This window comes from Hoeflea sp., assembly GCF_039975035.1.
Taxonomy (GTDB): Bacteria; Pseudomonadota; Alphaproteobacteria; order Rhizobiales; family Rhizobiaceae; genus Hoeflea.
Map to the genome: position 1 here is coordinate 14,870 of NZ_JBDWHW010000065.1, position 18,832 is coordinate 33,701.

Genomic DNA, 18,832 nt, shown 5'->3' on the forward strand with positions numbered 1-18,832 from the left:
TGCGGGCTAAGCTCGGGGCGCTCCGACTTCGCCAAGAATGGTCTTTGCAAGGTTTTGCACCTCGCGAACCAGCAAGTCGAGATCATCGTTTCGTGTCCGGTGATTGTTGATCGCGGCACGCAGGCAATGCTGGCCGTGAACAGTCGTATCCGAGACCACTGCAATTCCATTCTCCTGCAGGCGGAGCATGATTTCGATGTTCAGTGATTTCAGCTCCGCTTCGTCCAGACCGCCGGGATCATAGCGAAAGCAGACAATGTTGATGTTGGTCGGGAACATCAGATGCAGACCGTCTGCGGCCTCGACCAGGCGCGACAGACAGGCGCCCTTGGCAATATCCTGATCTATCAGCCGTCCAAATTTTTCAACACCGTGCTCGCGAAGCGACATCCAGACCTTGAGCGCGCGAAACCCGCGCGACGTCTGAATGCCGAAATCATGAAGCCATTGCGCCGCAGCCAAGCCGCGTTTTGCAGTTTTCAGATATTCAGGTGTCAGCGAAAACGTGGACAAATGTGCCTGTTTCGAGCGAATGAGCGCACACCCGACCTCGAACGGCGCATGCAACCATTTGTGCGGATCAAGGGCGATTGAATCGGCGCGGTCGATCCCCTCGACCCGCCAGCGATTTTGAGGCGCAATGGCGACAAGCGCGCCGATACAACCATCGACATGAAACCAGACATCCTGCTCATGGCAGAAATCGGCGATTGCCGCCAGATTGTCTATAGCGCCGGTATTGACTGTCCCGGCGGTAGCGATCACGCAGGCAGGGACGATGCCGTTCGCCCGGTCCTTGGCCACGGCAGCTTTCAATTCATTCAGGTCCATCGTCAGATCGTCGCCGCTTGCAATCCGGGACAAGGCGCGGTTTCCCAACCCGAGCGTTTCCATCGCCTGCTGGTGGCAGCTGTGCATCTGGTCAGAGCCATAAAACCGCAAAGCCGCCGGCATTGCCATCAGACCTTCTTCACGAATGTCGACACCGGCCTTGGCATTCCTGGCAATTGTCAGTCCGATCAGGTTGGCGACCGAGCCGCCACTTACCAGCGTGCCGCTCGAGCCTTCAGGCAAGCCAGTCATTTCACGAAGCCATTGGACAACCTGCCGGTCCATCAACGCCGCCGCGTGATTGCCACCACCAAGGTTGGAGCCCTGGACAGCGGCAATAAAATCAGCCATGGCGCCGGTGAAATTGCTGGTTCCCATATACCAGGCCCAGAAGCGTGGATGGGTGTTGCCCATCGGATAGGCCATCACCGTGTCTTCGACATCGCGCAGGATGTCTTCCAGAGGCGTGGCGGTCTGTGGCGCAGAGGTAAGGAAGCGATCCCTGATATCGGCGGGCATGTCGCGCCAGACCGGGCGGTTTCTCACATTGGAAGTATGATCGACCGCGCGATCAACCAGGGCATGGGCCAATTTTTGGGTTTGCGCCCAGTCTTCGGGATCGAGTGTCTCGTAATCCATGTGCCCTCCCTGCAAGGGCACCGCGCCTCAGGTCGTGCGCGTCAAAGTCACCCTTTTTGGACAGTCGCGTCACGCCTCTTGCACAATCCCGACCGACATTTTCGAAAGATGCCAGGGGACCAAGGAGGATAGTTGGAAATTTCCGAAGATGTCAAACCGACGGGCCGGTCCGGCATCATTGTGAAGAGCAGAAAGCATCCGGTTGCGGGCTATAGAATACGCGGCAATGCCAGCGCGGCAAGGCGCCTTGCCTGCAGATCTGCGATGAAACTCACCGCCCGGCGATGATCCCGGAAGTGGAAAAGCCGCCATCGACGGTGAGCACATGGCCGTTGATGTAGCTGGCGGCGGGGGAGAGCAGGAACAGGATGGCGTTAGCCACTTCTTGCGTGCGGCCATAGCGGCCGAGCGGGGTTCTCGAAGTCCAGAGCCTGCGCTGCTCCATCGAGTGGACTTTCGAGGTCCGCGGCGTGTCGACGGCGCCGGGCGCCACCACATTGACGCGTACACCGCTGGCGCCCCATTCATTGGCCAGCACCTGGCTCATCATGATGACGCCGGCCTTGGACGCGCCATAGGCGACGCGGCCGGCATTGGCGCTCTGGCCCGAGACCGAGGCCAGATTGACGATCGACAGCGCATCGCCCATCTGCTCGAGTGCCGCGCGGCAGACGATGAAGCTGCCGGTGAGATTGACGTCGAGAACCTCGCGAAAGATCTCGGCGCTGGTTTTCTCCGCCGGGATATCGCGGTCAATGTCGGCGCAATTGACCAGACCGGTGACCGGACCGAAAGCATCAACCGCCTGTGAGAGGCACTCGGCCACCTCCTCCTCGTCGGTGACATCGCACACCAATGCCAGCACATCCTCGCCCGCAAGCCGGTCCTCGGTGCGGGCGATTGCTTCGGTGTCGGCATCGAGAATGCTGACCGCGACACCCTCGTCGATCAGCGCCAGCACGGTTGCCTCGCCAATGCCCGACGCGCCGCCGGTGACCACAACGTGGCCGGCGACGCCGTGGCAGGCGAGGCTTGTGCTCACCGGATGCGCTCGAGGATGGAGACGTAGTTGGCCACCGCGGCGCCGCCCATGTTGAAGATGCCGCCCAGTGTCGCGTCCTTGACCTGGATGCCGCCGGCCTCTCCGGTCAGTTGCATCGAGGTGAGTGCATGCATCGACACCCCGGTGGCGCCGATCGGGTGACCCTTGGCTTTCAGTCCGCCCGACGGGTTGACCGGCAGACGGCCATCCTTCCCGGTCTCGCCACTCATGGCGAAATCGCCGCCCTGCCCGGGCTTGGCCAAGCCCATCGCCTCGTACTCGATCAGTTCGGCAATGGTGAAGCAGTCATGGGTTTCGACAAAGGAAAGATCATCAAGCGATGTTCCGGAGTTGGCGAACGCCCGCTTCCAGCCTTCGGCGCAGCCCTCGAAAGCCAGAATGTCGCGTTTCGACATCGGCAGGAAGTCCTGCACATGTTCGGCGGCGCGGAACAGGATGGCGCGCGGCGCCTGCATCGCGGTCGACACATCGGAGAGCACGATGGCGGCGGCGCCATCGGAGACCAGCGAGCAATCGGTGCGCTTGAGCGGACCGGCAACATAGGGGTTTTTCTCGCTCTCGGTGCGGCAGAACTCGAAGCCCAGATCCTTGCGCATCTGCGCCCAGGGATTGTCGACGCCGTTCTTGTGGTTCTTGGCGGCAATGGCGGCAAGACCATCGGACTGGTCGCCATATTTCTGGAAATAGCCGTCGGCGATCTTGCCGAAGACGCCGGCAAAGCCAGCGGGTGTCTCGCCGTCTTCGGGCAGGTAGGAGGCCTTGAGCAGATTGGCGCCGATCTCAGGCCCCGGCGTCGTGGTCATCTGTTCGACGCCGACCACCAGCACCCGGCGCGCCGCCCCGGCGCGGATCGCCTTGATGCCCTGATGCACGGCAGCCGAACCGGTGGCGCAGGCGTTTTCCACCCGCGTGGCGGGCTTGAAGCGAAACGCGTCATCGGCCTGCAACACCAGACTGGCGGTGAAATCCTGCGCGGAAAACCCGGCGTTGAAATGGCCGAGATAGATCTCGTCGATATCGCCGGCTTCGAGCCCGGCATGCTCGATCGCTTCGCGGGCCACTTTCGTGACCAGGGTTTCCACGGTTTCGTCGGCGTGTTTGCCAAAGGGCGTGTGAGCCCAACCAATGATGCAGGCAGTCATAAATAGCTTCTCCGGGAATCTTGTCTTTGATGGCGCGCATTTTGGACGCGGCGACAGCTTTGTAAAGGGGAGAACGGATTCATCGAACATCGACAGGCCAATCCGGGCCAACGGAAGCCCGGTTATTGGTGACGTCCGAACAGGGTTTGGGGTTCAGGCCGGCCTATGGGCCTGATCAAAGTCTGTGGCCTGCTGTGCCGAGGGACGCGACTGACCAATGCCTTTTCAAAGAAAGTTGATAACCAACTGCACCTGCTGTCACTGTATTTCGTGCACTACAATTTCTGCCTAACGCACAAGAGCCTTGGTATGTCGCCCGCCATGGGTGCTGGTGTTTCCGAAACTTTGCGTGATATGGGTTAGGTTGTAGGTTTGATTGATGCTCGCGCACCCAAGCGGGGACCACGAGGGTCATACAAGAAAAAGGCCGTATGATTGCCCATTGGTTTTTATCCGCGCGCGGGCCAGATTCTCATTTGTGACTTTCGAGGGTTCAAAGAACCGGAGATGGTCAAGGCGCGGCCTGTGATAATAATCTCTCCAAAGCTCCCTTATCGAAGCGAAATTGTGTCTGTCGTGCCAATTAGCACAACAAGTCCAAAGCACGATTTACCGTTCGTGGTCAGGCTATCAAAAAACTACCACCCATTGGAGCAAGACGATCTCCCCTGTTGGGCAAAATGCGATATGTTGATGAACATATCTAGATCGCGATTGGAGGGGTTCAAAATCGGTCGCCGTAAATGGGATTGTCCGCAAGCCAGCGGAGAGGATTTGGAAGCTGTAAAATGCGGCGTGATACATGGTTTGAGCATGGGCCACTTGTTGGAGCCATCCAAATGAACTATATTGTAATCGTACCCCGGTCATCGGGCTTTAAGACCTAGACTACTAGGCAGGCTGTTCAATGGGTGATGACAAGCCCCGAGCAGCCTAGATATTGTCTATGTCCAGAAGCCCCGCCTTGTGCGGGGTTTTTGTTATCTGATCCGATCTACATCACCATCCTGCCAAATCCTGTCAGCAATGAGCCGATTATCCGGGATTGCCCGCTGCGTCATCGCGTCAGGTGGCGCGCGCGCACCAGAGTCTCACCAAGATTTGATGGGCACGAGCAGATTGGGACTGGTTTTGGTCACAGTTAGCTGTAAATACCCGGTCATGCCGATCCGCCGTATTCTTTTCCTGTGTCTGCTGACCATCACCCTCGGGTTGACGGGACCGTTTTCGCGCGGACTGTCGTCGCAGGCGGCGGTTTTTCCGCAGCCGGTGGACATTGTCCAGGCCAGTTCGATGGCAAATACGAAATCCGGTGCGGCTCCGTCGCGACGTTGCCAGCGCGGCGCCATCGCCTGGTCCAGTTGCAGCGTCGATACCGGTTACACTCCCCTGATTGCCAGCCTGGTGCTTGTCGACACGGCCAGGAGGCTCGACACCGAGCATGGCGGCGGGGCGGATACTTTGCGCTCGAGCCGGATATTCAGGCCACCGCGATCCATCTGATGTGACGACAAGGAGCTGCCGTGATGGCTGTTCCGTTCTTTTCAGCATCAAAGGACCGACCCCCATGATTACCCGACGCCTTTTTCTGGGCGCAGCCCCGCTGGTTGTGCTCTCGGGCTGCACTTCGATCGGCAGCCGCGACCAACAAGCCATCCCCGAACCAGCCCTCACGCCCAAGCCCGGCATAATGCCGGCCGCCTATGGCCCCGTCCTGGACGAACCCTACCCGATCGAAGCGGTGCCGCGCGGCGTGGTGCCCGAACGTTATTGGCGGCAACGCGTGCCCAATCCTTTTCCGGAGGAATCCGCCGGCACCATTATCGTTGACCCGAATGCGTTCTACCTGCATCTGGTCGAAAACCGCGACACTGCCATGCGCTACGGCATTGGCGTGGGCAGGCAGGGATTTTCCTGGTCCGGCGACGCCGTGGTTCAGTACAAGCGCAAATGGCCGCGCTGGAAAGCGCCCGACGAAATGGTGGCGCGCAACCCGGAACTGACTCCCTATTCGGTCGCCAATGGCGGCATGGACCCGGGCCCGCTCAACCCGCTGGGCGCACGGGCGCTGTACCTGTTCCAGAATGGCGAGGATACGCTCTACCGCATTCATGGCAACCCGGAAGCCAACTCGATCGGGAAAGCTGTGTCGTCGGGATGTATCCGACTGCTCAACCAGGATATTATCGATCTGTACGAGCGGGCCCGCAGCGGCGTCAAGGTGATCGTCAAGGGATCGAGAATGCCGGCTGCCCTGAGTTGAGACCGGCAGTCCCCAGCACTTCGGGCTGGTTTGTCCGGGACGAGAAAATCCATAGACCCAACTGCCGCGCGTTCACCCGGACGCGCGGCATTTTCAACCGTAGGGTTCACCCCGCGAAGTCTCCCAGCAAGCTTGAGCGGTTGGCTTGAACCGGCGTCGAGGCAGACCAGGCTTTGGCGGCTGAGTTCGCCATCACATCCAGGATGACCGGCAATTCCCTAAATGACGGCCCGAGTCCCTGCCCCGCCGCAGGGATTTTTTTATTGATTGATCAGTCAATAAAATTTAGGTTGGTTTGACCCGTCCGCGGCCGGATGGCGGAGTTACACACCGGAGACAGCAACAATGCCCAAAATCGGCATGGAACCGATCCGCCGCAAGGCACTGACCGATGCCGCAATCGAGGCAATCGGCGCGCGCGGCTCGATGGATGTGACCATGTCGGATATTGCCGGACGTGCCGGGGTTTCACCGGCGCTGGCACATCATTATTTCGGCTCCAAGGATCATCTGATCACCGAATCCGTGCGCGCACTGTTGCGTGATCTCAGGACCGATGCGGAACTGGCTCTGAAGGCCGCCAGGAGCCACCGGGCCCGGGTGTCGGCTGTCATCGCGGTGAGTTTTTCCGACAAGCAGTTCTCCCGCGAGGTCGTCGCCGCCTGGTTGGCGTTTTATGTCGACGCCCAGCGCGCGCCTGAAATCAGACAGCTGCTGTCGATCTACGCCCGGCGGCTGCATTCCAACCTGATGAGCGGATTGAGCCCGCTGGCCGGCGAAAGCGATGCGGAACGTATCGCCGAGGGAGCGGCGGCGATGATTGACGGGCTGTATATCCGCAAGGCGCTGGGCACAGGGCCTGCCTGGCACGATGCGGCGGCGCTGGTGGAGGACCACGTCGAGACGCAGCTTTCAGAAATCCGGAGGAGGACAGTATGAGCAGGACAGAGCGCGCCGGCGCGCGGCCCAACATCCTCATCCTGATGGTCGATCAGCTCAACGGAACGCTGTTTCCCGATGGGCCGGCGGAGTTTCTGCATGCGCCCAACCTGAAGCAGCTCGCCGCCCGCTCGGTGCGGTTTGCCACCAATTACACCGCCTCGCCCCTGTGCGCGCCGGGCCGGGCGTCGTTCATGTCGGGGCAATTGCCGCGCAGGACGCGGGTCTATGACAATGCCGCCGAATTCGCCTCCGACATTCCGACCTATGCGCATCACCTCAGGCGCGCCGGTTATCACACCTGCCTGTCGGGCAAGATGCATTTTGTCGGTCCCGACCAGATGCACGGGTTCGAGGAACGGCTGACCACCGACATCTATCCGGCCGATTTCGGCTGGACGCCGGACTACCGCAAGCCCGGCGAGCGGATCGACTGGTGGTATCACAATCTCGGCTCGGTCACCGGCGCAGGCACCGCCGAGATTTCCAACCAGATGGAATATGACGACGAGGTGGCGTTCTTCGCCACCCAGAAACTGCACCAGTTGTCGCGCTTGAGCGACGATCCCGCGTCCCGGCCCTGGGCGCTCACCGTGTCGTTCACCCATCCGCATGATCCTTATGTGGCGCGGAAAAAATTCTGGGATCTCTACGAGAATTGCCCGGAACTGACCCCGAGGGTGCCGCCGATCCCCTATGCCGAGATGGATCGGCATTCGCAGCGGCTCTACAACGCAAATGATTCCGAGCGCTTCGACATCACAGAGGAGAATATGCGGCGCTCGCGGCAGGCCTATTTCGCCAACATCTCCTACCTTGACGCCAAGATCGGCGATCTCCTGGCAACGCTCGAAGCCACACGGATGGCGGAGAATACCATCGTGGTGTTCTGCTCCGACCATGGCGACATACTGGGCGAGCGCGGCATGTGGTTCAAGATGAGCTTCTTTGACGGCTCGGCGCGGGTGCCGCTGATGATCGCGGTTCCCGGCGCCGGGGGCTGTCTTGTCTCGGAGCCCACCTCCAATCTCGACATCACGCCGACGCTGGCGGCGCTGGCCGGGGTTTCGCTGGAAGAAGTTGCCCCCTGGACCGATGGCGAAAGCCTGGCGCCGCTGATGAAGGGCGAAACCCGCATTGCACCGGTGCTGATGGAGTATGCTGCCGAAGGCTCGGAAGCGCCGCTGGTGGCGATCCGCGACGGCAAGTACAAGTTCATCCACTGCGAGCTTGATCCGCCGCTGCTGTTCGATCTCGACGCTGACCCGGACGAGCTGACCAATCTGGCAGGCGATCCCGCATATGCGGACCGGGTAGCAGCTTTTATGGCGCAGGTCCGGTCCAGATGGGACATGGTGCGCTATGATGCCGAGGTGCGCGAAAGCCAGGCGCGGCGCTGGGTTGTGTATGAAGCGCTCAGAAACGGCAACTACTATCCATGGGATTTCCAGCCGCTGCAGAAGGCCTCGGAGCGCTACATGCGCAACCACATGGACCTCAACATTCTCGAACAATCACAACGGTTTCCGAGGGGCGAATGATGCGAAAGGGAAAACTCGTAGAAGATGGTTTCGGACCATCGATTGAAGGTCCGGCCGAGAATATCATCATTGAGGCGTGGGAGGCCGGGACGCCGGCGCAAAGGGTCAAACTGGCGCGCAAGGCGCTCTCGGTCGATCTCAACGCAATCGATGCCTACAACATCCTTGGTATTCATGCCCCGACCCTGGCCGAGAAAATTGCGCTCTTTCGCGAGGCTACCGTGATTGGCGAACAGTTGTTCGCGCCCTTGCTGGACGATGAGGAGATGGAGTGGTGGGGATTTATCGGCACCCGCCCGTGGATGCGGGCACAGCATAATCTGGGTCTGGCACTGCTTGAAGCACAAGACCTGGATGGCGCAATTTCGGTATTCAAGTTTCTGATAGCTCTCAATCAGAATGACAATCAGGGAATTCGCTATCTGCTGCTTCGGATTAGCGCGGAAACCGGCAACTATGACGATTGCCGGATCCTGTTCGGCATTTACCCCGATGATTTCTCCATAGAATTTCCGGCAACCAAGTTGCTGATCGAGATGTCGAAGGCGAAGCCCAAGAAAAATCTCGCTGCCCTTCTCACCGATATCAAGGAAAGCAATGCGCATCTGCTTGCCTGCCTCAAGAAGGCGGCGACAAGCGGAAAATGGCCTGCGCCCTCAAAAGCCGACTATGTGCAGTTGGGCAGCAAGCAGCATGCCCATGGCTATCTCGCGGAATTTGAAAACGCCTGGACACGCAAGCCAAGAATTCTGGAAAACTTCCTCGCCCTCCCGGACATTCAAACCCTTTGAGGTTTTATCATGAATGCACAGCCCCCCGCCTCCCACCATATCGCCAGCGCCTATGTCGAGGACGATGCCGGTGCGGCGATCGAAAGCATCAATCCCGCCACCGGCGAGGTAAATGCGACGCTCCACTCGGCAACGCCGGCGATCGTCGAGCAGGCTGTCGCGGCGGCCAAGGCGGCACAGCCGGCATGGGCGGCGCTCAAGGGGGTTGAACGCGGACGCATCCTGTTGCGCACGGCGCAGTTGCTGCGTGAACGCAATGATGAGCTTTCGCGCATCGAGACGCTCGACACCGGCAAGGCGATCCAGGAAACGCTGGTCGCCGACGCGGCTTCGGCTGCGGACGCGCTTGAATATTTCGGCGGGCTGGCAGGTGCGATCACCGGCGAGCACATCGATCTGGGCGGCGGCGATTTTGCCTACACAAGGCGCGAGGCGCTGGGCGTGTGCGCGGGCATCGGCGCCTGGAACTATCCGATCCAGATCGCCGCGTGGAAGTCGGCGCCGGCGCTGGCGTGCGGCAACGCCTTTATTTTCAAGCCGTCCGAAATGACGCCGTTGACAGCGCTGCTGCTTGCCGAGGCGTTCACCGATGCAGGCCTGCCCGCGGGCCTGTTCAACGTGGTGCAGGGCTATGGCGATGTCGGCGCAGCGCTCGCCACCCATCCCGATGTTGCCAAGGTGTCGCTGACCGGCTCGGTGCCGACCGGCGCAAAGGTGCTGGCGGGAGCCGCCCAGACCATCAAGTCGGTGACCATGGAACTTGGCGGCAAGTCGCCGATCCTGGTGTTTGACGACGCTGATCTGGAAAGCGCCATCGGCGGCGCGATGCTGGGGAATTTCTATTCGACCGGCCAGATCTGCTCGAATGGCACGCGGGTGTTTGTCCAGCGCGGCGTATACGACCGCTTCCTTGACCGGCTGAAGAGCCGCTCCGAGGCGATCCGGATCGGCGACCCGCTTGATCCCGACACGCATCTGGGACCGATGGTCTCAATGGCGCAGCGCGACAAGGTGCTGGGCTATATCGATGCGGGAAAACGCGAAGGTGCGCGACTGGTGACCGGCGGCACCGTGCCGGAGCTACAGGGCTTCGAGAACGGCGCCTGGATTCAGCCCACCGTCTTCGCCGACGTGACCGACGACATGACGATTGCGCGGGAAGAAATCTTCGGGCCGGTGATGAGCGTGCTCGCCTTTGACGACGAGGACGAGGCCGTGGCCCGCGCCAACGATACCCAGTTCGGCTTGGCGGCAGGCGTGTTCACCTCGGATCTGACCCGCGCGCACCGGGTTGTTTCAAAGCTTCAGGCCGGCACCACCTGGATCAACACCTACAATCTTACCCCGGTGGAAGCCCCGTTCGGCGGTGTCAAGCAATCGGGCATCGGGCGCGAAAACGGCCATGCCGCGATCGAGCATTACACCCACCTCAAGAGCGTCTACGTGGCCACCGGGCCTGTCGACAGCCCATACTGAGTTTGCAGCTGATGGAGCGGTCAAACCACCAGATCATCGAGATCGACACGAAGGGCGGTCGCGATGCGCTTGAGCACATCGACAGAGCCGGCCTTTCGTCTGGTTTCGATCTCCGACAGATGCGGCTGGGAAATCCCCGCGGCTTTGGCAAGATCCGTCCCGGTCATGCCGCGATACTTGCGAAACGTGCGGATGCGGCTGTCGGTTTCCATGAGTTCGCGAACAAGTTCGGCAGGCCAGGTCTCCTCGCCGTCCTTGATCCGCGCCATGATCGCACTGGCATTGAGGCTGTCGACCAGATCTTCATAGTCTTCCTCGCTCACGAGAACGTAGGCTTTGCCTTCAATGGTCACTTTCCGAACTTCACCCATTGGCTACTCCTTATAGATACCTCCGCGTGGGCCTGCATCCAAAACCATAACGATCACGCCCTGGTCGTCGATGATGACCCGGTCCCGACCGACCCGGATGCGGAACAGGTCGGACCCGGTCAACTTCCTGATGTCCACGTTTTCGCCGCACGCGAATGCATCCACCCTGGCGAAAATCGCCGCTCGGCGCTGCGGTTGCATTCGCGCCAAACTTTTCTCAGCGGCCTTCGAATAGACGACCCGTTTCATCGCCCGAATATAGCTCTAAGCGATAATTTGGTCAATCACGACATTGCACGGCGACATCGCCATTCAGAGATGAGCATCACATCATGACCCTGCAAGCAGATTTCGTCATCATCGGCGCCGGTTCGGCCGGTTCAGCCATGGCCGCCCGGCTGAGCGAGGACGGCAAGCATTCGGTGATCGTCATCGAGCATGGCGGCTCGGATTTCGGGCCGTTCATCCAGATGCCGGCAGCATTGTCCTATCCGATGAACATGGGGATCTATGACTGGGGCTACACCACCGAGCCGGAGCCCGGCCTGGGCAACCGGCGGCTGGCTGCGCCACGTGGCAAAGTGATCGGCGGCTCGTCCTCGATCAACGGCATGGTGTTCGTGCGCGGTCATGCCGAGGACTTCAACCACTGGGCCGAGCAAGGTGCCTCCGGCTGGTCGTTTGCCGATGTGCTGCCCTATTTCAAACGCATGGAAACATCGCACCAGAATGGCGGCATCGGTGGCGAAGAGGGCTGGCGGGGCACCGATGGACCGCTGCACGTGCAGCGCGGGCCGGCGGTCAATCCGCTGTTTGATGCCTTCATCGAGGCCGGCCGCCAGGCCGGTTATGGGGTGACCGAGGATTACAACGGTTCGCGTCAGGAAGGTTTTGGCCTGATGGAGCAGACCATCCACAAGGGCCAGCGCTGGTCGGCCGCCGAGGCCTATCTGAAGCCGGCGCTGAAACGCAAAAACGTGAGTCTTGTCAGGGGACTGGCGCGACGTGTTGTCATCGAAAATCACCGCGCCACCGGCGTCGAGATCGAGGTTCGCGGCAAGATCCAGGTTGTTCAGGCGCGGCGCGAGGTGTTGATCGCGGCCTCGGCATTCAATTCGCCCAAGCTGTTGATGCTGTCGGGCATCGGACCGGGCGCGCATCTGGCCGAGCACGGCATTGATGTGGTGGCCGACCGGCCCGGCGTCGGGGCCAACCTGCAGGACCATCTCGAACTCTACATCCAGCAGGAATGCATCCAGCCGATCACGCTGTACTCGAAGCTCAACCTGTTTTCGAAAGCGATCATTGGCGCTCAGTGGCTGTTCCTGAGGCGGGGGCTGGGAACCTCCAACCAGTTCGAGGCGGCGGCCTTCGTGCGTTCGGCGGCGGGCGTGCCCTACCCCGATATCCAGTTCCATTTCCTGCCCGGCGCCATTCGCTATGACGGCAAGGCGGCAGCCCCGATGCACGGCTTCCAGGCCCATGTCGGACCGATGCGCTCGCCCTCGCGTGGAACGGTGAGCTTGCGCTCGGGCGATGCCAGGGACGCACCGGTTATCCGGTTCAACTACATGAGCCACGAGGAGGACTGGCGCGATTTCCGCCGCGGGGTGAGGATCACCCGCGAGATATTCGGGCAGAAGGCGTTTGATCCCTATCGCGGCATGGAGATCCAGCCGGGGCCCGATGTTCAAAGCGATGAGGAGATCGACTGCTTCATCCGTGAGCACGCCGAAAGTGCCTATCATCCCTGCGGCACCTGCCGGATGGGCCGCGCCGACGATCCCGGCGCCGTGGTCGATCCGGAAACCCGGGTCATCGGGGTGGAGGGCCTGCGCGTTGCCGACTCGTCGATCTTCCCGCGCGTGACCAATGGCAACCTCAACGGTCCGTCGATCATGACCGGCGAAAAGGCCGCCGATCACATTCTCGGCCGCGCGCCGCTGGCGCCGAGCAATCTCGAGCCGTGGATGAACCCGGACTGGGAAACCACCGACCGGCTCGCTTGAGCCGGTTTCATGCGCGGGCTTCAACCCGGATGGGGAAGCTGCGCGTTGGCAGGGTTCCTGACGCCTGGCTTCCCGATCTGAGGTGACAGGCCTGACGCAGCGGAGCCTCGGCTTTGCGCCCCTGACAGAGATGTTCGGCAAACCACCCGCCTGCATGATCGGGCGCGGCCTGCCCGCCAAAACCCCTATTGGTTGTATTTTTTTTCATATCACCTTTAAGGTGAATTTTCTTGAACGTTTTCAACACACTTAGACGCAGGTACAAAGCCGATTTTTACTCGAATTTTCGATGGAACGCCGGCCTACACGCTTGAATTTCCTAATAATATTTGACTCAATTTGTTGCTATGTGTTTTAATAATCAGGTCAGAAATCAAGTAATCAGAAATAGTAAATCACTCTGATCATGATTTGACATCGACATGTGACATTTTTCGGCTTGGCGCGGCCATACCTCGCCATTTATCACTCCTTCTATACATGAGGTGTGCCATTAATATTTGCTGCCCAACTTCGTAACTGCTTCTCCAGGCTATTCATAGCTTCCGCTTTGTTTTCGTACCCATGCTCGCTCGACAGGCGAACATGGGCAAGGACCGGCATGTGTTTCGGTGCCAGCGGGTGAGATCAACGGCAATTCATGCTGATCGATGGGTAGCTGCTCATGAGCGCTGTCAATGACCGGGAATTTTCTGACGTGAACGTTCAACTTCAACAGGTGAGGAACCATCATGCGCAAAATTTTGACCAGCGATCCGAGATACCCAGAGGCAAAGGAATACTACGAAACCCGGCATCCAGTTGCCCTGTCAAGCGAACACCCTTTGACGACTTCGGCGCTTGCCGATGTCAACGACAAGTCGTGGAACCATCTTTATGGCGCCATGATCGACGGGTTGAACATCTCGCCGAACAATTTTCAGCTTATCTACCCGTTCACCACATGGGACTGGCCGATCGTTCCTGTCGGCTTTACCAGCGCCGCACAATGGGATTTCTGCTCGTCGGTGCCGCAATTCAGCGCCACCGGCCAGTACACCTCCGCCGGCACCGCCTTCAATGACACCTATGGCCAGATGCTCAATGTGGTGAGCGCGGCGACAACCGACCCGAAACTGAAGGCTGACATCGAGCAAGCGCGCAACATGCTCCAGCTCGCAGCCAACAATTATGACACGATCTACACGCAATCCAGCGATGCCTACGAGACCGAAACCGGCGGCACCAACACGCCGCCCTATACCGAATGGCTGGGCACCATGGGCGGACGGTCCTGGAAAGCTCAGCTCGATTCAGCCTGGATCAATGTCCAGTCCCAGCAGGACGTCTACAACCAGCTGCTCTCGGAAACCACCACGCCCGGGCTGAAGGACGCGCAGGACCGCAACGGCAACAAGGACTATTACACCAAGTTGCAGGATCCTTCGCTTGCTTCCTTTCCGGCAGTTCCGGGCTACTCCCTGGCCATGGACGCGACGACCTGGCTCAACAAGGTCCAGGCCGGGACCGGAGGCAGCACCGGATCGATCGGCTTTTCGAACTCGCAATCCGAATATGACTACAAGAAAACCTGGGCCGGCGGCAGCGCGTCGATCAAGAAGTTCTTCTGGAGCGTCAATGTCGGCGGCTCGTGGGAACGGATCGACGAGTTTGCCTCGGACTCGTCGCTCAAGGTCGATGTCAGTTTCAAGGCGTGGGACCAGATCTCGATTGCCGCGTCGCGCTGGTACAATGGCGCTTTTGTCACCGGCGTCCAGGACGGCCCGTTCATTCGCGGCTACACACCCTATGGCGACAGCGGCTCCAAAGCGGTGTGGGGGCCCGATGGCGTGATGTCGGTCCAGAAGGTCGGCATGCTGGTGTGCTACAAGCCGTCCTTCACGATCACCGTCAGCAACTCGACCTTCAAGTCCTTCTCGGAAAAATGGGAAGTCTCGGCAGGCTTGCGCATCGGCCCGTTCAACTTCAGCGGCGGCGGCGGAAGCTCCTCCTCCGGCTGGAAAGCGGATTCCGCGACCAAGACATTCTCCGGTGAATCCACCGCCGAGACGGCCTTGATCATGGGAGCCAACATCAACCTGATCAATCCGCAATAGTCCAGCCGCAGGTCTATTGAGGGATTGATGTGCGACCCGGGACGGGACGAAAGCGAGCGGACGCTTCCCGCCGCTTGCTCCGCGCGCCCCGGGGCGCATATCGCGAGCCACGCTACAGCGACAAATCACGGAAAGGGATCATCATGCCACGCCTACGCTGGAAAGCCCGACTGGGCGCACAGGATCTTGCGCCGCTGGTTACCATTGCGCGCAATTCGATAGCTGCCATCCAAGCCGCGATCCAGGCTCAGCAGGCTTTCGTGCCCTACACTGCGGGCGGAGCGCAGCAGGCGGTCACAACCGTGAACTGGCCACCGGCGGCGCCCGACCACTATGCGACCACGATGCAGCAGCACTCGGAAATGATCGCGCTCGGCGCCAGCACGGCAGCGCCTCCGCCACCGCCGATCTGGCAGGTCGACAACGCCGGTCATGTCGTGGCCAACAACGGACACGCGATCGGCGGCGCAAATTATGTCACCAACCTGCCCCATTGCGGCTATTGCACGGTGATGCTGTGGATGTTGAACCTGCCGCTGGGCGCACCCACGGCCGGGCGCTACAATCTGGCGGTCAACCTCGACTACACGGTGCCGGCAAACGTCTTCTACAACATCATGGTGCTGTCGCGCCTGGTCGACGGCAATGCGGGCGGCGACCCTGCGTTGATCGTGCTCAAGCTGATGATCAACGCTTTCATCCAGAATGCGTCAGCGACCTGGGCGTTGCAGGTGGGCGCGCACTACGTCACCGATGCGGCGGTGCTGGCGGCTCCGCCCGCGGGACTGGAAATCCTCGACTGGACAGACGCCATCGGCCACCCGGTCGATGTCAATGTCCAGCATTTTGGCCAGAACTCGCTGCTGACCACCTTGTGGAAGATCGTCTACCAGGGGATCTATGACAATGTTCAATAGGACGCCCGGTGTCTGACAGGACGCATTCTGCCGGCTCACGGGGAGATCACCGCTGAACCGGGGTAAACCGGATTTGTGGTTCAGCCGGCGGCCGCTGCGTTCGGGGCCTGGCCCCAGCCGACAAATTTGGAACAGCCGAAATCGGAGCCCTCGACACCGTAGCTCAAAGGCACGCCCTCCAGCGACAGCGTCGCGCCGCCGGCCGCGCGCAACACCGCGTCGCCAGCACCGATGTCCCACTGTTTGAGGCAAACAAGCCGCGGATAGACATCGGCGCGACCTTCCGCAAGCAGGCAGAATTTGAGCGAGGAGCCGACATTTTCTGTTTCGTATTCGGAAAACCGTTTGAGCCAGTCTTCGGTGGCCAGGTCGCGGTGGGAGACGCTGACAAGCGCCACCGGCACTTTCGGGAACGGCCGGGTGCTGATTTGCCTGCGCCCGGTGATCTCGCCATCCGCCGACACCTCGGCGACATATGCGGTCCCGTTGTAGCCGCACCACAGCCGGCCGTGCGCAGGCGCGTAGACAACGCCGGCGGCAGGATACTGATCACGCACAAACGCGATGTTGACGGTGAAGTCGGCGCGCCCGGCGATGAAATCCTTGGTGCCGTCAAGCGCATCGACCAGAAAGAACTCGCCTTGCGCGCAGCTCGGGCATTTTCCGGCTTCGGCCAGCTCCTCGGCAACCACCGGGATCCCCGGAAACTTGCTGGCCAGAACATCGAGTATCAGTTCTTCGGCGCGCCTGTCGGCCTGTGTGACCGGTGAACTGTCGGACTTGACCACCACCTCGGCGCCCTCGGCGCGAACCGCGAGAATGGCCTTTCCCGCGGCTATCGCGGCCGTTTCAAGCGTCCTGATCATTTCCGAATCCTGATCGCCGTCGATATTCGCAATGCCTCGCGTGCTCATCTTGTCCAACCGCTATCGCTGTTTCTGTCCGGTTTCGGGGTCGCATGATTGGTCAGCCCGGTCAATGCACAATTGGAAGCAACAGCTTTGGAAACGAACAGATTTTGCAACAACACCGGCGTGGGGCGAAACAACCAACCCCATCCAGCCGCACAATAGGACTGAGATGCCTCGTTTTGCCGACGATGGGCGGCGAAGATGGCTGCGTCAATCGGAGCCGAAACCATGACCCTGCATCAACCTCTTTCCAGCATCGGCGTTACGCCACACCAGGAATCCGGGCCGGACCTGGCAGCCCGGCTGTCGGCGGAGTTGGCGCAACTGCCGTTGCCGGGCCGCATCCTGCGCATCGCGACACTGGGCCGCGCGGTGTTTACCACATCGCTCGGCCTAGAAGACCAGGTGCTGACGTCGCTGATTGCGGCAACGGGAGCGGGTTTGCGCATTGTCACGCTCGATACCGGACGGCTGTTTGGTGAGACCGAGGCGCTGATCGCCGAGACCGAAGCGCGCTACGGGTTGAGCATCGAGGTGTTCAAGCCGTGGAAGGAAGATGTCGACGGGTTTGCAGCGCTTTATGGCATGAACGGATTTTACGACAGCGTCGAGGCGCGGCATGCCTGCTGCCATGCCCGCAAGCTCAGGCCGCTCGGCCGGGCGCTGGCAGACGCCGACATCTGGGTCACCGGCTTGCGCCGGGGCCAGTCGGGCAATCGCGCCAATGCGCCGCTGGCCGAATGGGACGCGGACCGCGGACTTCTCAAGATCAATCCGCTGGCCGATCAGTCGCTGCAAACACTCAGGGCCCGCGCCGGGGCCGACGAGGTGCCGGTCAACCCGCTGCATGCGAAGGGCTATCCCTCGATCGGGTGCGAGCCGTGCACGCGCGCCATCAAACCTGGCGAACCCGAACGCGCCGGGCGCTGGTGGTGGGAGCAGGACGAGAGGCGGGAATGCGGATTGCATCTGTCAGCCTCGGTTTCGGGCTCGCGCGCACAGGGCCAGCCCAAAGTCACCACTCCGGCCTCGCAGAGCATTCAAAGGAAGTTTTCATGAACGTGATTGAACACGGGCGCGGCAGGCCGCCGCTCGACCCGCACCTCAAAGCGCTGGAAAACGAGGCGATCCACATCTTCCGCGAGGTGGCGGCGGAATTCGATCGGCCGGTGATGCTTTATTCGGTCGGCAAGGATTCGTCGGTGCTGCTGCATCTGGCGCTGAAGGCGTTTCATCCGGGCAAACTGCCGTTTCCGCTGGTGCATATCGACACCGGCTGGAAATTTCCGGAAATGATCGCATTTCGCGACGCGGTTGTTGCCCGGCACGGGCTGGAGCTGATCGCGCACACAAATCCCGATGGACTGCGCGATCAGGTCAGCCCGTTCAGCCATGGCTCGTCGCGCTACACCGACATCATGAAGACGCAGGCGCTGAAGCAGGCGCTCGATATGGGACGCTATGATGCAGCCTTTGGCGGGGCGCGGCGCGACGAGGAAGCCTCCCGCGCCAAGGAACGGATCTACTCGTTCCGCACGCCCGACCACGCCTGGGATCCGCGCAAACAGCGCCCCGAACTCTGGTCGATCTACAACGGCATGATCCGAAGCGGCGAAAGCGTGCGCGCATTTCCGCTGTCAAACTGGACCGAGGTCGACATCTGGCGCTACATCCAGGCCGAGCAGATCGAGCTGGTGCCGCTCTATTTCGCCAAGCGCCGCCGGATCGTGGAACGCGACGGCATGATGATCCTGGCCGAGGACAAGCGGCTGGAACTGCTGCCCGGAGAACAGGTGCGCGACGAGATGGTCCGGTTCCGCACGCTGGGCTGTTTCCCGCTGAC

At 60.7% G+C, this 18,832-nt stretch carries 17 protein-coding genes; 11 read left to right on the top strand and 6 right to left on the bottom strand.

What is annotated here, in order from left to right:
- Window positions 1-6: 6 nt before the first annotated feature.
- From ABJN75_RS04970 to ABJN75_RS04980, 3 genes are all read right to left on the bottom strand, one after another.
- A complete protein-coding gene (locus tag ABJN75_RS04970; protein ID WP_348437445.1) occupies window positions 7-1,470 on the bottom strand; it encodes an aspartate aminotransferase family protein in 1,464 nt (487 codons plus the stop codon).
- A 271-nt stretch (window positions 1,471-1,741) separates the two neighbouring features.
- Complete coding sequence (locus tag ABJN75_RS04975) at window positions 1,742-2,512, bottom strand: SDR family NAD(P)-dependent oxidoreductase (RefSeq protein WP_348437447.1); 771 nt, start codon at window positions 2,510-2,512, stop codon at window positions 1,742-1,744.
- On the bottom strand, window positions 2,509-3,675 hold the full coding sequence (locus ABJN75_RS04980) for an acetyl-CoA acetyltransferase (protein ID WP_348437449.1): 1,167 nt from the start codon (window positions 3,673-3,675) through the stop codon (window positions 2,509-2,511). The genes ABJN75_RS04975 and ABJN75_RS04980 overlap by 4 nt, the downstream gene beginning before the upstream one ends.
- A 1,161-nt stretch (window positions 3,676-4,836) precedes the next feature.
- On the opposite strand from ABJN75_RS04980, the gene ABJN75_RS04985 reads away from it, so the two are divergent.
- The 6 genes from ABJN75_RS04985 (at window position 4,837) to betB (ending at window position 10,685) form a co-directional block, all read left to right on the top strand.
- Window positions 4,837-5,178, top strand: coding sequence for a hypothetical protein (locus ABJN75_RS04985; RefSeq protein ID WP_348437451.1), 342 nt, complete (start codon window positions 4,837-4,839; stop codon window positions 5,176-5,178).
- Window positions 5,179-5,242: 64 nt separating this feature from the next.
- Complete coding sequence (locus tag ABJN75_RS04990; RefSeq protein ID WP_348437453.1) at window positions 5,243-5,938, top strand: L,D-transpeptidase; 696 nt, start codon at window positions 5,243-5,245, stop codon at window positions 5,936-5,938.
- Window positions 5,939-6,283: 345 nt separating this feature from the next.
- Window positions 6,284-6,877 carry a transcriptional regulator BetI gene (betI, locus tag ABJN75_RS04995; RefSeq protein WP_348437455.1) on the top strand — a complete coding sequence of 198 codons (594 nt, stop codon included), beginning with the start codon at window positions 6,284-6,286 and terminating at the stop codon, window positions 6,875-6,877.
- Window positions 6,874-8,418 (top strand): choline-sulfatase, encoded by a 1,545-nt coding sequence (gene betC / locus ABJN75_RS05000; protein WP_348437456.1) that lies wholly within the window; start codon window positions 6,874-6,876, stop codon window positions 8,416-8,418. The genes betI and betC overlap by 4 nt, the downstream gene beginning before the upstream one ends.
- Window positions 8,415-9,209: a hypothetical protein gene (locus tag ABJN75_RS05005; RefSeq protein ID WP_348437457.1), complete on the top strand. Its 795-nt coding sequence runs from the start codon at window positions 8,415-8,417 to the stop codon at window positions 9,207-9,209. The genes betC and ABJN75_RS05005 overlap by 4 nt, the downstream gene beginning before the upstream one ends.
- A 9-nt stretch (window positions 9,210-9,218) precedes the next feature.
- Window positions 9,219-10,685 carry a betaine-aldehyde dehydrogenase gene (betB, locus tag ABJN75_RS05010; RefSeq protein ID WP_348437459.1) on the top strand — a complete coding sequence of 489 codons (1,467 nt, stop codon included), beginning with the start codon at window positions 9,219-9,221 and terminating at the stop codon, window positions 10,683-10,685.
- A 20-nt stretch (window positions 10,686-10,705) separates the two neighbouring features.
- Here betB and ABJN75_RS05015 read toward each other — a convergent pair whose 3' ends face one another.
- On the bottom strand, window positions 10,706-11,056 hold the full coding sequence (locus ABJN75_RS05015; protein WP_348437460.1) for a helix-turn-helix domain-containing protein: 351 nt from the start codon (window positions 11,054-11,056) through the stop codon (window positions 10,706-10,708).
- Between the two features lie 3 nt (window positions 11,057-11,059).
- Window positions 11,060-11,305 carry a cytotoxic translational repressor of toxin-antitoxin stability system gene (locus ABJN75_RS05020; protein WP_348437462.1) on the bottom strand — a complete coding sequence of 82 codons (246 nt, stop codon included), beginning with the start codon at window positions 11,303-11,305 and terminating at the stop codon, window positions 11,060-11,062.
- 83 nt (window positions 11,306-11,388) lie between these two features.
- On the opposite strand from ABJN75_RS05020, the gene betA reads away from it, so the two are divergent.
- The 3 genes from betA (at window position 11,389) to ABJN75_RS05035 (ending at window position 16,078) form a co-directional block, all read left to right on the top strand.
- Entirely contained in the window at window positions 11,389-13,065 is a 1,677-nt protein-coding gene (gene betA, locus ABJN75_RS05025; RefSeq protein WP_348437464.1) for a choline dehydrogenase, read from the top strand.
- Window positions 13,066-13,796: 731 nt separating this feature from the next.
- Complete coding sequence (locus ABJN75_RS05030; protein ID WP_348437466.1) at window positions 13,797-15,161, top strand: hypothetical protein; 1,365 nt, start codon at window positions 13,797-13,799, stop codon at window positions 15,159-15,161.
- A gap of 143 nt (window positions 15,162-15,304) precedes the next feature.
- Window positions 15,305-16,078 carry a hypothetical protein gene (locus tag ABJN75_RS05035; RefSeq protein WP_348437468.1) on the top strand — a complete coding sequence of 258 codons (774 nt, stop codon included), beginning with the start codon at window positions 15,305-15,307 and terminating at the stop codon, window positions 16,076-16,078.
- A gap of 80 nt (window positions 16,079-16,158) precedes the next feature.
- Here the strand turns inward: ABJN75_RS05035 and cysQ are convergent, their stop codons facing one another.
- Complete coding sequence (gene cysQ / locus ABJN75_RS05040) at window positions 16,159-16,992, bottom strand: 3'(2'),5'-bisphosphate nucleotidase CysQ (RefSeq protein ID WP_348437470.1); 834 nt, start codon at window positions 16,990-16,992, stop codon at window positions 16,159-16,161.
- Between the two features lie 225 nt (window positions 16,993-17,217).
- On the opposite strand from cysQ, the gene ABJN75_RS05045 reads away from it, so the two are divergent.
- Both ABJN75_RS05045 and cysD read left to right on the top strand, forming a co-directional pair.
- Complete coding sequence (locus tag ABJN75_RS05045; protein ID WP_348437472.1) at window positions 17,218-18,048, top strand: phosphoadenylyl-sulfate reductase; 831 nt, start codon at window positions 17,218-17,220, stop codon at window positions 18,046-18,048.
- The coding region (gene cysD / locus ABJN75_RS05050; RefSeq protein WP_348437474.1) for a sulfate adenylyltransferase subunit CysD at window positions 18,045-18,832 on the top strand (788 nt) is incomplete at its 3' end. The genes ABJN75_RS05045 and cysD, both read left to right, overlap by 4 nt.

Excerpts from the sequence above, each read along its gene's own strand:
- ABJN75_RS05035 (WP_348437468.1), top strand. The coding sequence starts at position 15,305 with ATGCCACGCCTACGCTGGAAAGCCCGACTGGGCGCACAGGATCTTGCG.
- betC (WP_348437456.1), top strand. The coding sequence starts at position 6,874 with ATGAGCAGGACAGAGCGCGCCGGCGCGCGGCCCAACATCCTCATCCTG.
- ABJN75_RS05015 (WP_348437460.1), bottom strand. The coding sequence starts at position 11,056 with ATGGGTGAAGTTCGGAAAGTGACCATTGAAGGCAAAGCCTACGTTCTC.
- betI (WP_348437455.1), top strand. The coding sequence starts at position 6,284 with ATGCCCAAAATCGGCATGGAACCGATCCGCCGCAAGGCACTGACCGAT.
- ABJN75_RS05005 (WP_348437457.1), top strand. The coding sequence starts at position 8,415 with ATGATGCGAAAGGGAAAACTCGTAGAAGATGGTTTCGGACCATCGATT.
- betB (WP_348437459.1), top strand. The coding sequence starts at position 9,219 with ATGAATGCACAGCCCCCCGCCTCCCACCATATCGCCAGCGCCTATGTC.
- ABJN75_RS04985 (WP_348437451.1), top strand. The coding sequence starts at position 4,837 with ATGCCGATCCGCCGTATTCTTTTCCTGTGTCTGCTGACCATCACCCTC.
- cysQ (WP_348437470.1), bottom strand. The coding sequence starts at position 16,992 with ATGAGCACGCGAGGCATTGCGAATATCGACGGCGATCAGGATTCGGAA.
- ABJN75_RS04980 (WP_348437449.1), bottom strand. The coding sequence starts at position 3,675 with ATGACTGCCTGCATCATTGGTTGGGCTCACACGCCCTTTGGCAAACAC.
- ABJN75_RS05020 (WP_348437462.1), bottom strand. The coding sequence starts at position 11,305 with ATGAAACGGGTCGTCTATTCGAAGGCCGCTGAGAAAAGTTTGGCGCGA.
- betA (WP_348437464.1), top strand. The coding sequence starts at position 11,389 with ATGACCCTGCAAGCAGATTTCGTCATCATCGGCGCCGGTTCGGCCGGT.
- ABJN75_RS04990 (WP_348437453.1), top strand. The coding sequence starts at position 5,243 with ATGATTACCCGACGCCTTTTTCTGGGCGCAGCCCCGCTGGTTGTGCTC.
- ABJN75_RS04970 (WP_348437445.1), bottom strand. The coding sequence starts at position 1,470 with ATGGATTACGAGACACTCGATCCCGAAGACTGGGCGCAAACCCAAAAA.
- ABJN75_RS05030 (WP_348437466.1), top strand. The coding sequence starts at position 13,797 with ATGCGCAAAATTTTGACCAGCGATCCGAGATACCCAGAGGCAAAGGAA.
- ABJN75_RS05045 (WP_348437472.1), top strand. The coding sequence starts at position 17,218 with ATGACCCTGCATCAACCTCTTTCCAGCATCGGCGTTACGCCACACCAG.